Below are 13,201 nucleotides of genomic sequence, written 5' to 3' on the forward strand. Positions count from 1 at the left end.
TCTGCCGCAATGCCCGCGGGCAACGAACCGGGCCCAATGCGCGTTTATTGTGCACGCCATGCAAAAAGCCCGCAGTTGCGGGCTTTTTTCTCTCAAGCGGGCCGGCAAACAACCGGCATGCCATGGATGGCTCGGATCAAATGGCGAACTTTTCGCGGTTTTCGTTTTGAATCCACTTGGGGGCCTTGCCCCGGCCCGTCCAGGTCTGGCCGGTGGCCGGATCACGGTACTTGGGCGCCACCTTGGTGCCAGCGCTGGCGCTGCGGGCGCGGCCGGTGGGGAACACGTCCTGCGCGGTCAGGCCAAACTCCGCCACCAAAGCACGCACCTGCGACACGGCATCCGACAGCTCGCGCTTGCGCGCCTCACCGATTTGCTGTTCCAGGGCATCGCGTTGCTTGAGGAGTTCTTTGTAGCTGGTTGTCATGGTATGTTGAACTGCTGGGTGGACAAAGGAGGCCCCATTATAGGAATAATGGACAAACTTTGCCGGATTTGGCAAAAAAATCGTGACAAGCCGTTGAAACAACACCCGGGGCGAAAATCAATCCAGATGTCCAGGTAATCAGCCCGACGGGTCGGGCTGGTCGATTTGCGCCAATACCCGGTCGATTCTCTTGCCCTCCAGGCCCAGCACCTCGAATATCCACCCGGCACAGACAATGCGCTCGCCCACCGCCGGCAAATGGCCGGATTCGGCCATGAGCAATCCCGCCAGGGTGTTGTAACGGCCCCGCGCCTCGGCGGGTAACTCGCGAATATCCAGGCGCGCCTTGAGCTCGGTGACCGGCATCAGGCCGTCGAGCAGCCATGCGCCGTCTTCGCGCTGCGTGGCCCAGGCGTCGGTGGCCGCACCGGGCTGGAGCTCTCCGGTGATCGCCTCCAGCAGGTCGCGCGGCGTCATGATGCCCTGCACCACGCCATATTCATCGACCACGAAGACCATGCGGCCGGAGCGTGCGCGGAATTGCCCGAGCAGCTCCATGCCGCTCAGGGTTTCGGGCAGGAAGGCCGCCGGCAGCGCATGCTGCTCGATGGGGCCTGGGGTCTGCGCGCCCAGTTCCAGCAGGCGCGCCACGCTGACCAGGCCCACCACCTCGTCGAGCGAACCGCGGCACACCGGGTACCAGGAATGGGCGCCATGGCCGCCACCGGCGCCCGCCCTCTGCAGGGCCTCGGCCACGGAGAGCCGTGCCTCGAGCCACTGCACGTCTGCCCGGGGCACCATCAGCGAGGTCAGCGGCCGGTCATCGAGGCGGAACACGTTGCGCACCATCTGGTGCTCATGGTGTTCGATCACGCCGGCATCGCGGCCCTCCTCCAGGCTCGCCACGATCTCCTCCTGCGTCACGGCACGGCCGGCGTTGTTGTCGATGCGCAGCAGGCCCAGCACGCCCTGGGTGGACAGCGCCAGCAGGCGCACGAAGGGCTTGGCCACCCGGGCCACGCCGGCCATGGGCCGCGCGACGAAGCGGGCCACGGTTTCGGGGTAGAGCTGGCCGATGCGCTTGGGCACCAGCTCGCCAAAAACGATGGTGATGAAGGTGATGGCCGTGACCACGAGTGCTGTGGCACTGATGGCGGCGGCCCGCTCGGGCGCCCCGAGCAGCTGCAGCCAGCGCGCCAGGTCGTCGCTGAAGGCGGCCTCGCCGATGATGCCGTTGAGCATGCCGATGGAGGTGATGCCCACCTGCACCGACGACAGGAACTGGGTCGGGTTGTCGAGCAGGTCGAGCGAGGCTTGCGCGCCCTTGTCGCCCTCGGCCGCCAATGCCACCAGGCGCGACCTGCGGCTCGACGCCAGCGCCAGCTCGGACATGGCAAACACGCCGTTGAGCAGCGTGAGCAGCGCAATCAGCAGAAAATCCATGGTTCGACAAATGGGAACACGATGGCACTTTACTGCATCGGCGACATCCAGGGCTGCGACAGCGCCCTCGGACGCCTTCTGGACACGGTCGGTTTTTCCGCCAGCCGCGACACGGTCTACCTGCTCGGCGACCTGGTGAACCGGGGCCCCGAATCGGCGGCCGTGCTGCGCCGCTGCATGGCGGCAGGCGATGCGCTGCGGCCGCTGCTGGGCAACCACGATCTGCACCTGCTGGCGGCAGCGCACGGCGCGCGCAAGCCCTCCCGCAAGGACACACTGGCACCGGTGCTCGAGGCGCAGGACCGCGAGGCCCTGCTCGGCTGGCTGCGCCAGCAGCCGCTGATGCGCACGCATGTCCACGCGGGGGAGCGCCTGGCCATGGTCCATGCCGGCCTGCTGCCGGCCTGGACGGTGGACGAGGCGCTGGTGCTGGCAGGCGAAGTGCAGGCAGTGCTGCGCGGCCCGGGGCTGCAGGACTTTCTGCACCAGATGTATGGCAACGGGCCGGACCGCTGGGACCCGGCCCTCACGGGCATGGACCGCCTGCGCACCATCGTCAATGCGATGACCCGGCTGCGCTTTTGCTCACCCGGCGGGGTGATGGATTTCGAAAGCACCGAGAGCGCGGACACGCCCCCCACCGGCCTGATGCCCTGGTTCGACGTGCCGGGGCGGCAAGCGGCAGGCAGCCTGGTGGCCTTTGGCCACTGGTCGACCCTGGGATTGCTGGACCGCAGCGACACCCTGGCGCTGGACACGGGCTGTGTCTGGGGCGGCTGCCTCTCTGCGGTGCGCTTTGGCACCACGCTGGCCGACCGCGAGCTGCTGCAGGTGCACTGCGAGCAAGCCCAAAAACCGGGCTGAGCAGAGCACCCTGCCTGCGGGGCACCGGGCCCCGCGCTGCGCGACCTCAGGAGGTGACGGCGGCCTTGAACAGCGCCGCAACCTTGCGCTTGGGCTTGATGTTGGCCGACACGCTGCTGCGTGGGCCGGCCGAGCGCGAGGCCTCCCATGCCGGGGCGTTGTCACCGGCGGGGCTGGCTTCGTAGGGCTTCTCGAAGAACGGATCGCGCGAGGCCACGGCAGGGCGGAAGCCCCGGTGCTGTTCACGCCCCTCGCGGGATTCACGGCCGCCACGGTACTCGCGGTCGCGCTCGCGGCGTGGGCCGGAAGGGATGCCGTCGCGGCCATCGCCGGTTTCGCCGGCTTCGCGCCAGGCACGGCGACCGTCGTTGATGCGGCCGCGGGGCTGGTCTTCGTCGTACTCGATGGCTTCGAGTTCGATCTTCTTCTTGATGAGCTTCTCGATGTCGGCCACCAGGCGGGCATCGCTGCCCGAGACCAGGGTCACGGCCAGGCCCGAGGCGCCGGCACGGCCGGTGCGGCCGATGCGGTGCACGTAGTCTTCGGCGTTGAAGGGCACGTCGAAGTTGAACACCGCGGGCACGTCCTTGATGTCGAGGCCGCGCGCGGCCACGTCGGTACAGACCAGCAGGTCGACTTCGCCCTTCTTGAAGGCTTCCAGGGCTTTCAGGCGCTCGTCCTGGCTCTTGTCGCCATGCAGGGCCGCGGTCTTGAGGCCCTCGCGCTCCAGGCTGCGCGCCAGGCGAGCACAGCCGAGCTTGCTGTTCACGAAGATGAAGGCCTGCTTGATGCTGCGGCTCTTGAGCACCTGGTGGATGGCGCGGCGCTTGTCGTCGTCATTGGCACTGTAGAAGCGCTGCTCCACCGTGGAGGCCGTCTCGTTGGGGCGGGCCACCTCGATGGTGATGGGGTTCTGCAGGTAGCTGCTGGCCAGGCGCTTGATCTCGGGCGAGAAGGTGGCCGAGAACAGCAGCGTGGTGCGCTGCTTGGGCAGGTAGGACAGGATGCGCTGCAGGTCGGGCAGGAAGCCGATGTCCAGCATGCGGTCGGCTTCGTCGAGCACCACGTACTCGACCTGGTTGAGCACCGCGTTCTTGGCTTCGATGTGGTCGAGCAGGCGGCCCGGCGTGGCCACGAGCACTTCGACGCCCTTCTTGAGTTCCAGCGTCTGCGGCTTCATGTCCATGCCGCCGAACACCACGGTGCTGCGCAGCTTGGTGTGCTTGGCGTACAGGGCGATCTGCTGGGCCACCTGGTCGGCCAGCTCGCGCGTGGGCAGCAGCACCAGGGCACGCACGGGGTGGCGGGCCGGCGAGGTGGAGGTGTTCTCGTGCTTGAGCAGGCGCTGCAGCAGGGGCAGCGAAAACGCCGCCGTCTTGCCGGTCCCGGTCTGGGCGGCACCCATCACGTCCTGGCCGGTCAGCACCACGGGAATGGCCTGGGCCTGGATGGGCGTCATGGACTCGTAGCCCATTTCGGCCACGGCACGCGCCAGCGGCTCGGCCAGCGAAAGATTGGAAAAAGAACTTGTCATTTAGCCCTCTATTGTCGCACTGGCGGCCCAAACACACCATGGGGGTGGCAGGCAAGGGTGAATCCACCGAGCCATGCCGCCAGCAGGCTGGATTCATTGCTTTTACTTTGATAGCAAGAAACCAATAACCATCAAGCTGCAGATGGCAATTTTCGGGGCCCAGGGGCCCGTTGACGGGCCCTACTCCAGCACGGCACGCAGCTGGCGCGTGGTCACGGCCAGGCGGCGCGCACCGATCTGGGCGATGTTGTTCATCACCGTGAGCGCGGCCTCGGGGTAGCGCCGGGCCCAGGCATCGAACTGCGCCCGCGACAGCCGCACCAGCTGCACCGGCCCCAGCTCGGCCCCGGCGCTGGCGGTGCGCGCGGCCCCGTTGAGGAAGGCCATCTCACCGAACGCCATGCCCGGCCCCACGGTGGCCAGGCGCAGGCCGCGCTCGGGGGGCCACTGGGTCACCAGGGTGATGTGGCCCGACTGCACGACGAGCAGGTCGCGGTCGGTATCCCCGGCGTTGAACACCACGCCATGGGCCGCCATGGGCAGTGCCTCGACCACCGCCTCCAGTGCCAGCCGGGCCTCGCTGGCCAGGCCTTCGCCGATTTCACCGAGCCTGTCCTGCTCGGGGTAGACCGGCCGTTCGTTCTCGGGCCGCTCGGCCAGGATGGCGGCCTCGGCCCATTCCAGGGCCCGGTCGCCGTCGGCAAAGCTGCGCACGCCAGGCCCCACATGCTCGGCCGCCACGCGGTCGAGCGCGGCCACGGCGCAGGCCACGCCCTGCTGGGCCAGGTCACGCACCAGGGCGCGCAGCTGCGCCAGGGCCGTGCTGTCCCAGGCCGGAACGCGGCTCGCGTCCAGAATGACCCAGCGGTGGCGCGGCTGCAGCATCAGCCGCACCTGCTCGGCCAGGTGCGCTGCCACGCCGAAGGACATCACGCCCTGCAGCTCAAACACCGCGACCTGGTTCATGCGCGGGGCCAGCCAGGTGTCCGAACCCGCCCGGCGCAGGCGGCGCGAGCGCAGTTGCCCGTCCAGCCGCACATGGCGCAGCACCTTGGAGGCCGAATCGCGCAGCAACACGAAGGTGGCCACCACCAGCCCGGCCACCAGGGCCCCCACACCGCCCATGACGGCAAACACCAGCGCCACCAGCCAGCTTTGCGCCCAGGTCACGCTGGAGCGGCGCGCATAGCCCGGCGACCACAGCAGGCCGGGCACCTGCATCAGCCCGGCCAGCACCAGCCCGCCCGCCAGACAGGCCATGGGCACCCAGTGCAGCCACCAGGCCCCCGTGAGGGCCACCGCCAGCATGATGCCGGCATGCCAGCGCGGCGCGCTGGCCGAGGCGCCGGCCTGCGCCAGCACGATGCGCGAACGCGAGGCACTGGTGGACGCCGGGATCATGCCCGCCAGGCCGCAGACCACGCCCAGCACACTTTCGCGCCGCAGCGCCAGGTTGGGGTTGCCGCGCAGGCCGTGGTCGAGCTCCAGTTCCTGGTTGAAGACCAGGATCTCCAGGCTGTTGACCAGGGCCATCAGCAGGGCCAGCACCACCAGGGCCGAGCCGTGCCGGTGCGCCAGTTCCAGCCAGGGAATGTCCGTCCAGTCGGGCCACAGCGGTCCGGCAAAGGCGCTCTGCACGACGGCCGGTGCGAACACATCACCCATGCCCACGCCCCACAGCCCCGCCACGGCCACGGCCAGCGCCACCAGCACCACGGCGCTGAGCAGGCCCGGCATGCGCGGCCAACGGCGGCGCAGCAGCACCGCCAGGCCCACCACGGCCAGGGCAGCCACGGCATGCCAGGCGGTGCGCGCATCCCATTGCCACCCGGCACCGGCGCCCAGGCCATTGCGCAGCTGGCCCACGACCATCGACAGGCCCACGCCCGCCGCAAAGCCATGGGTGACCGAGATCGGCAGAAAGCGCGCCACCGAGGCCAGCCGCAGCACGCCCAGCAGCCACTGGAAGCCGAAGGCCAGCGCCACGGTGGCGCCGCTCACGGCCAGCACCTGGCGTGGCGAAAGGCCCAGCGAGCCCGCCGCGCCGTGGGCCGTGGCCACCACGGCGGCAAAGAGCAGGGCCACCACGGTGGTCGGCGCATAGACGACGCCCGGGCGCGGCGCCAACACGGTCAGCAGCAGGCCGGGCAAGGCGGCCGACCACAGGGCCAGGGCTGCCAGCGAATAGCCACCGGCCAGGGGCGCAAAGGCCAGCAGCCCCAGGCCCACCGCATGCGGGACCGTGACCGCCGCGGCGGACCAGGCGGCCGCCGCCCCCGAAGGCGGTGACGCCGCGGGCCCGGCGCCGGCCGTCTCCAGGCGAGCCGTGGGGGAGGACGGCTCAGGGCCCATCACAGGCTGCGTGCGGAAAAGGTGTCGCAGCCCTTGACGCTGCCGTTCTGCAGGCCGTTGTTGAACCAGCGCTGGCGCTGGGCGCTGCTGCCGTGGGTGAAGCTCTCGGGCACCACCCGGCCGCCGCCAGCGCGCTGCAGGGCGTCGTCGCCGATCTTGGCGGCGGCGTTCATGGCCTCCTCGACATCGCCCTGCTCCAGGATCTGGCGCGCGTTCTGGGCATGGTGGGCCCACACGCCGGCAAAGCAGTCGGCCTGCAGCTCCAGGCGCACGGACAGGGCGTTGTACTCGGTCTGGCTCACGCGCCCGCGCATCTGGTCCACCTTGCCGCTGATGCCCAGCAGGTTCTGCACATGGTGGCCAACCTCGTGCGCGATCACGTAGGCCTGCGCGAAATCACCGGGTGCGCCCAGGCGGTTCTTGAGCGTTTCGTAGAAGCCCAGGTCGATGTAGACCTTGCGGTCGGCCGGGCAGTAGAACGGACCCATGGCCGCCTGGCCCGCACCGCAGGCCGTGGGCGTGGAGCCGCGGAACAGCACCAGGCGCGGCTCCTGGTAGGTGCCGCCGCCCTGGCGGAACACGGCCTGCCACACGTCCTCGGTGTCGGCGAGCACGGTGGAAACAAAACGCGCCATGGTGTCGTCGGCCGGCGGCCGGTGGGCGGGCCCGGGGTGTTGCTGCTGCACCTGCGCAGGCGGACCACCGCCGCTGAGCAGGCCCAGGATGGTCAGCGGGTTGATGCCCAGCACCCAGCCGCCCACCAGGGCGATGACGATGGTGCCGATGCCGATGCTGCGCCCCCCGAAAATGGGCGATCCGCCCCCTCCGCCCCCCTCGTCACGGCGGTCCTCGACGTTGTCGGACTCCCGGTTGCCTTCCCATTTCATCGCAATCTCTCCAGCGCCCCCTGAACGAATGGGGGCAATGGTCAACATGTTACGCGCGCCCGGCCCTCCCGGGAGCCGGATGCAGGTAGGAAAGCAGCGCGCTACCATGCAGGGTTTCCGCCCCCTGCCGCCACCGCCCTGCGCCCCCATGCTGCCCCATCCCCACCACCTGCCCTCGGGCGCCAGCAACCCCGTCATCCTGCTCACGGGCTTCGACCCCTTTGGCGGCGACGCCGTCAACCCCAGCTGGCTGCTGGCGCAGGCGCTGCAGGGCCAGGCCATCGGCGGGCACACCGTGGTCTCGGCGCAGCTGCCCACCGTGTTCGGCCAGGCCCTGGAGCGCCTGGCCGCCCTGCACCGGCAATTGCGCCCGGCCCTCACCGTGTGCCTGGGCCAGGCCGGCGGCCGGGCCGCGCTGTCGATCGAGCGCATCGGCATCAATGTGGACGATGCCCGCATCCCCGACAACCGCGGCGCCCAGCCCATCGACCAGGCCATCGTGCCGGACGGCCCGGCGGCCTACTTTGCCAGCCTGCCCATCAAAGCCATGCTGCGCGCCGTGCTGCGCGCAGGCGTGCCCTGCGAGGTATCGCAGACCGCCGGCACCTTCGTCTGCAACCACGTGCTCTACGGCCTCATGCACCTGCTGGCCACCGAGGGCGCGGCCGGCATGCGCGGCGGTTTCGTGCATGTGCCCTGGCTGCCGGGCCAGGGCACGCCCAGCCTTCCCCTGCGCGATGCGGTGCGCGGCCTGCACCAGGCGCTGTGGGCAGCGGTACTGGCCCGCCAGGACATCGCGCTGGGCGCAGGCGCAACCCATTGAGGGCGGGCACCCGGCCTCTGCCAGCGCACGCGGGGCGCAAACACGGGCTTGACGGCTCCACCAGCGCGGGCGAACATTTCCCGGCAGGACACTGCCCACCACCATGACCCACCCCACCCGGTTCCGCGGCCAGAGCCTGCGCACCCAGATCTCCGTGGTGTTCGCGGTGCTGGTGATCGCCCTGGCGGCGGCGATGTCGCTCGGCTTTGGCGAGCTCCTCAAGCTGCGCGTGCAGCGCGACGCCAGCCAGGCCCTGCACACCGTGGCCGACAACGCCAGCCGGCAACTGGCCCAGGGCCTGTTCGAGCGCAGCCGCGTGACCCAGGTGCTGGCCGATGCGCCAGGCATCTGGGAGCGCGGCCTGGACTCGGCCGAGGTGCGCCAGCTGCTGGCGCGCAGCCAGGCCATCGACCCGCACAGCCTGTGGATCGGCGTGGCCGACGCCCAGGGCGTGGTGCGGGCTGCGACCAAGGGGCTGCTGGAAGGCGAGAGCGTGCGCGAGCGCCCCTGGTTCGTTGCCGGGCTGGCCCAGTTGCACGTGGGCGACGTGCACCCGGCCAAGCTGCTGGAGAAGCTGCTGCCGCCCAACGCCTCGGGCGAGCCCTACCGCTTCGTGGACTTTGCCGCCCCCATCCGCAGCGGGCAGACGACCGTGGGCGTGCTGGGCATGCACGGCAGCTGGGAATGGACGCGCGAGGTGCTGGAGAGCCTGGCCCCCATCGGCATCCAGGGCGCCTCTGTGGACCTGTTCGTCTTCGACCGCACGGGCAAGCTGATCTTCTCGCCACCCGAGTACCGCAGCCAGCTCGAGGCCGGCAACCAGCGCCTGCCCGTGCCGCTGACCGTCGCCACACGGGAATCGGGCACCCCGCCCGCCACCGTGGTGGCCTGGGCCGATGGCAAGGACTACCTCACCGCCAGCGTGCGCATGGAGGCCCGCAACGCCCCCAGCGACCTGGGCTGGCACATCGTGGCGCGCGAGCGGGTGGAGGTCGCGTTCGCGGACGCCGACCGCGCGGTGCGCCTGGCCCTGGCGATCGGCCTGCTGGCCGCCGTGCTGGCGGCCGCCCTGGCCTGGATCGCGGCCCGCCGCCTGAGCGAGGACCTCTACGTCCTGGCCGATGCCGCGAGCCGCGTGGAATCAGGGAAGCCGGGGGCCACGATTCCGCTCGTCACCCACAACCGCGACGTGCACCAGCTGTCTTCGGCGCTGAGCAGCATGACCGAGCGCCTCATCGCAGCCCACGAGGCCATGGAGGACAAGGTGCGCCTGCGCACCCTGGAGCTGGAGGCCGCCAACCGCGCCCTGGACCTGCAGGCCCGCACGGACGCCCTCACCGGCCTGCTCAACCGCCGGGGCTTCGACAGCCGCATGGAGTTTGCGCTGGCCCTGGCACGCCGCAGCGGCCGGCCGCTGAGCCTGATCTCCGTGGACGTGGACCATTTCAAGCGCGTGAACGACAGCTTCGGGCACGAGGCGGGCGACGAAGTGCTGCGCCGCATGGCGCAGACGCTGCAGCAGCGCCTGCGCGCGTCCGACGTGATCGCCCGGCTGGGCGGCGAAGAGTTTGCGGTGGTGCTGCCCGACACCGACCTCGCAGGCGCACGCGCCATCGCCCAATCCATCGTGGAAAGCATGGCGGCGCAGGAGGACCCGCTGGTGGGGCGGATCACGGTGAGCGCCGGGATCTCCAGCCTGCGTGCGCAGCAGGACAGCGTGCACGAGATGCTGCGCCGCAGCGATGCGGCGCTCTACGAGGCCAAGGGCCAGGGGCGCAACAGGGTGTGTGTGGAGCCCGAGACCGGGCCTGCGCTGAAGTAGTCGCCCAGCCGGTCCGCCAGCCCGGCGAGCTCGCTGTCCTGGTGCCGGCGCGCGACTGCCAGTTGCTCCCGTGCATAGGCGGGGTCGCCGAGCATCATGGCCGTGTTCACGCAGTGGCCGCGCTTGGCCATGTGCAGGATGAAGGCATCGAGCACCTCGCAGGGCCAGTAATGGATCTCGGCCTCGCCAGCATGGGCGTCGGCCACAGGGGACAGGTCGGCACCCGCCGTGGCGCGGGGTGCGGACGGTTCAACAACGGGGACCATGTTGGACTCCTTCACACGGGGCCCGCGGGGCATCCGCAGGCATGCATCCATGCTAGAAAACTTACCAACACTTGCACTTCAGCCGAAGTGCATTGCCTGTGTAGGACAGCGTCAACAGGCCTTTGGTTCCCCGTGCGCACAGGGTTTGCATTGGATCGTAGAGCAAGGCGAACCAACGACGCTAGGCGGTCAAAGGCAAATTCGTGTCAGTTATTCATGCGCTGTGCGCCACCGGCAACGCATGAAACTGGCGCGGCCCAAGCCAGTGCCCCCGTGCAAGGGCCGCCCCGCCGCACCGGGGGCGTCCCCCTCCCAGATTGCGAAGCAATATGAGAGAGGGGGAAGGCGCGAAGCGACTCAGGGGGTGTATCGTTTCAAGCCTTGGGCAGGGTCACTCCCACCTGGCCCTGGTACTTGCCGCCGCGGTCCTTGTAGGAGACTTCGCAGACGTCGTCGGGATCGCTTTCGAAGAACAGCACCTGCGCACAGCCCTCGCCTGCGTAGATGCGCGCGGGCAGCGGCGTGGTGTTGGAGAACTCCAGCGTCACATAGCCCTCCCACTCGGGCTCGAAGGGCGTGACGTTGACGATGATGCCGCAGCGCGCATAGGTGCTCTTGCCCAGGCAGATGGTGAGCACGTTGCGCGGAATGCGGAAATACTCGACCGTGCGCGCCAGCGCAAAGCTGTTGGGCGGGATGATGCAGCTGTCGCCGTGGAAATCGACGAAACTTTTCTCGTCGAAGTGCTTGGGGTCCACCACCGTGCTGTGGATGTTGGTGAAGACCTTGAATTCCGGCGCACAGCGGATGTCGTAGCCATAGCTGCTGGTGCCGTAGCTGATGATCTTGCGGCCTTCGGCCTCGCGCACCTGGCCGGGCTCGAAGGGTTCGATCATGCCGTGGTCGGCCGCCATGCGGCGGATCCATTTGTCGCTTTTGATGCTCATTGGTTAACTCCTGCCATATTTTAGGCAGGACACCGCCTCCTGGCCCGGCGCGCTGGCCAGCTCACCTCAGCTTTTTCTCGCGGATGTGGCGCGCCAGACCGCAGTAGCCTTCCTTGAACAGGATCTCGCTCTCCAGCCTGGCGGGCAGCAGCTTCTCCTTCAGGTCCGCGGCCGCCTGGTTGCCCTGCGAGCGGCGGATGAAGCCGATGGCCTCCTCGAACTTGGACACCTCGGTGCGGCAGGCTTCCTGTGCCCGCTGTGCAGCGGTGCTGTTGTCGACCGCCAGCTGGGCCCGGACAGATCCGCCGGCCAGCAGGCCCACTGCGAGCACCAGCAGGGGAGCGGTGCCGGCCAAGGTGTGCAGCATCGTGCCAGGCTGCCGATCAGGTACCTGCAGCCTGCGAGTCCGGCAAGGACTGGCTGATCACCGTGCGCTCGACCAGGCGCTCGTCGCCCAGCACGATCAGCGCGAACAGCAGTTCGTCCAGGTTGCGCGCCTGGGCCGTCTTGCGCGCCAGCAGCGGCGTGGCGGCGGGGTGGATGACGACGAAGTCGCCCTCGCAGCCGGGCTGCAGGTTGCCGACCACGCCGGCCAGGCCCAGGGCCTTGGCGGCGCCCGCCGTGTGCTGCCACCACAGCTGCTGGGGCGAGAGGCTCAGGCCCTGCTTGGTCTGGCCTTCGCGCCCCACGTAGTAGGCGGCCAGCATGGTGCGGAACGGGCTGAAGCTGGTGCCGCCGCCCACGTCGCTGGCCAGGCCATAGCCGAAGCCCACGCGGTCGGCACCCGCATAGTCGAAGAAGCCGCTGCCCAGGAACAGGTTGCTCGTGGGGCTGACCGCGGCCACGGTGCCGGTGTCGCGCATCAGCGCACGGTCGTCGTCATCGAAATGGATGCAGTGGGCGTACACCGCGCGCTCGCGCATCAGGCCATAGTCGCCATACACGCCCAGGTAGCTGCGCGAGGCGGGGAACAGCTCGCGCGCCCAGCGCACCTCATCCAGGTTCTCGGCCACATGCGACTGGATCCACACGTCGGGGTGGCGTGCGGCCAGCTCGCCCGCACCGCTCAGTTGTTCGTGCGTGCTGGTGGGCGCAAAGCGCGGCGTGATGGCGTAGCCCAGGCGGTCCACGCCATGCCAGCGGCGGATCAGCGCCTCGGTGTCGATCAGGCTCTGCTCGGTCTGGTCGCGCACGCCATCGGGCGAATGGCGGTCCTGCAGCACCTTGCCGGTGATCAGGCGCAGCTGGCGGCGCTGCGCCTCGGTGAACAGCGCGTCCACACTCGCCGGGTGCGAGGTGGCGAAGGTCAGCGCCGTGGTCACGCCGTTGCGCAGCAGTTCGTCCACGAAGAAGTCGGCCACCTGGGCGCCGTAGGCCGGGTCGACAAAGCGCGATTCGTGGGGGAAGGTGTAGTTCTCCAGCCAGGGCAGGAGGCCCGCGGCGGGCGCGCCAATCACATCGGTCTGCGGGAAGTGGATGTGCATGTCCACAAAGCCCGGCGCGATGAGGCGGCCCGGCAGGTGCTCGACCGCACCCTGCCCGTATTCCGCAGCCAGGGCGTTCCAGGCACCCGCGGCCACCACGCGCTGGCGGCCCGCGCCATCGGGGGCGATGGCCAGCAGGCCATCCTCGTCGTACAGGGCCGAGCCATCGTCGGCGAAACGCAATAGGGCAGAACGGTAGACACGCATGGGGGCTAGCTTAGCGGCACAGGCAAGCCGCTGCATATTCTTGTGCCTATAGTGGGTATGCGAGACTCGTCAGTGCGCTGGTTTCACCAAAGCGCCACAACGCCAACAACCGTAGCAAGCGCGCGGCCGAGGCGAGGGCCTCCGT

General features: G+C 69.4%; 12 protein-coding genes. 3 read left to right on the forward strand and 9 right to left on the reverse strand.

Translation table 11 applies throughout. The features are described 5' to 3' along the window. Positions 1-136 precede the first annotated feature (136 nt). Both HNP48_RS10305 and HNP48_RS10310 read right to left on the reverse strand, forming a co-directional pair. Positions 137-427 carry an H-NS family nucleoid-associated regulatory protein gene (locus HNP48_RS10305; protein WP_184856821.1) on the reverse strand — a complete coding sequence of 97 codons (291 nt, stop codon included), beginning with the start codon at positions 425-427 and terminating at the stop codon, positions 137-139. 138 nt (positions 428-565) lie between these two features. Then, positions 566-1,870 carry a hemolysin family protein gene (locus tag HNP48_RS10310; RefSeq protein ID WP_184856822.1) on the reverse strand — a complete coding sequence of 435 codons (1,305 nt, stop codon included), beginning with the start codon at positions 1,868-1,870 and terminating at the stop codon, positions 566-568. A 21-nt stretch (positions 1,871-1,891) separates the two neighbouring features. Between HNP48_RS10310 and HNP48_RS10315 the strand changes: the two genes are divergently transcribed. Next, entirely contained in the window at positions 1,892-2,734 is an 843-nt protein-coding gene (locus tag HNP48_RS10315) for a symmetrical bis(5'-nucleosyl)-tetraphosphatase (RefSeq protein ID WP_184856823.1), read from the forward strand. 46 nt (positions 2,735-2,780) lie between these two features. Here the strand turns inward: HNP48_RS10315 and HNP48_RS10320 are convergent, their stop codons facing one another. The 3 genes from HNP48_RS10320 to HNP48_RS10330 form a co-directional block, all read right to left on the reverse strand. Continuing rightward, a complete protein-coding gene (locus tag HNP48_RS10320; RefSeq protein ID WP_184856824.1) occupies positions 2,781-4,268 on the reverse strand; it encodes a DEAD/DEAH box helicase in 1,488 nt (495 codons plus the stop codon). Between the two features lie 180 nt (positions 4,269-4,448). Further along, positions 4,449-6,620 carry a SulP family inorganic anion transporter gene (locus HNP48_RS10325; RefSeq protein ID WP_184856825.1) on the reverse strand — a complete coding sequence of 724 codons (2,172 nt, stop codon included), beginning with the start codon at positions 6,618-6,620 and terminating at the stop codon, positions 4,449-4,451. Next, positions 6,620-7,507, reverse strand: a complete 888-nt coding sequence (locus HNP48_RS10330; protein ID WP_184856826.1) for a neutral zinc metallopeptidase — start codon at positions 7,505-7,507, stop codon at positions 6,620-6,622. Before HNP48_RS10330 ends, HNP48_RS10325 begins: the two co-directional genes overlap by 1 nt. Positions 7,508-7,655: 148 nt before the next feature. Here HNP48_RS10330 and pcp point away from each other — a divergent pair, with 148 nt between their 5' ends. Continuing rightward, positions 7,656-8,330: a pyroglutamyl-peptidase I gene (gene pcp / locus HNP48_RS10335; RefSeq protein WP_260420187.1), complete on the forward strand. Its 675-nt coding sequence runs from the start codon at positions 7,656-7,658 to the stop codon at positions 8,328-8,330. Between the two features lie 103 nt (positions 8,331-8,433). Then, positions 8,434-10,152: a sensor domain-containing diguanylate cyclase gene (locus HNP48_RS10340; protein ID WP_184856828.1), complete on the forward strand. Its 1,719-nt coding sequence runs from the start codon at positions 8,434-8,436 to the stop codon at positions 10,150-10,152. Here HNP48_RS10340 and HNP48_RS10345 read toward each other — a convergent pair. The 4 genes from HNP48_RS10345 to guaD form a co-directional block, all read right to left on the reverse strand. Next, a complete protein-coding gene (locus HNP48_RS10345; protein WP_184856829.1) occupies positions 10,083-10,418 on the reverse strand; it encodes a hypothetical protein in 336 nt (111 codons plus the stop codon). The genes HNP48_RS10340 and HNP48_RS10345 overlap by 70 nt on opposite strands. A 374-nt stretch (positions 10,419-10,792) precedes the next feature. Then, positions 10,793-11,365, reverse strand: coding sequence for a dCTP deaminase (gene dcd, locus HNP48_RS10350; RefSeq protein ID WP_184856830.1), 573 nt, complete (start codon positions 11,363-11,365; stop codon positions 10,793-10,795). A 61-nt stretch (positions 11,366-11,426) separates the two neighbouring features. Further along, on the reverse strand, positions 11,427-11,732 hold the full coding sequence (locus HNP48_RS10355) for a hypothetical protein (protein ID WP_184856831.1): 306 nt from the start codon (positions 11,730-11,732) through the stop codon (positions 11,427-11,429). Positions 11,733-11,748: 16 nt separating this feature from the next. Beyond that, positions 11,749-13,056 (reverse strand): guanine deaminase, encoded by a 1,308-nt coding sequence (guaD, locus tag HNP48_RS10360; RefSeq protein WP_184856832.1) that lies wholly within the window; start codon positions 13,054-13,056, stop codon positions 11,749-11,751. Between the last annotated feature and the right edge of the window lie 145 nt (positions 13,057-13,201).

The sequence above is a fragment of the Acidovorax soli genome (genome assembly GCF_014207955.1).
In the GTDB taxonomy this organism is placed as follows: Bacteria; Pseudomonadota; Gammaproteobacteria; order Burkholderiales; family Burkholderiaceae_C; genus Acidovorax; species Acidovorax soli_A.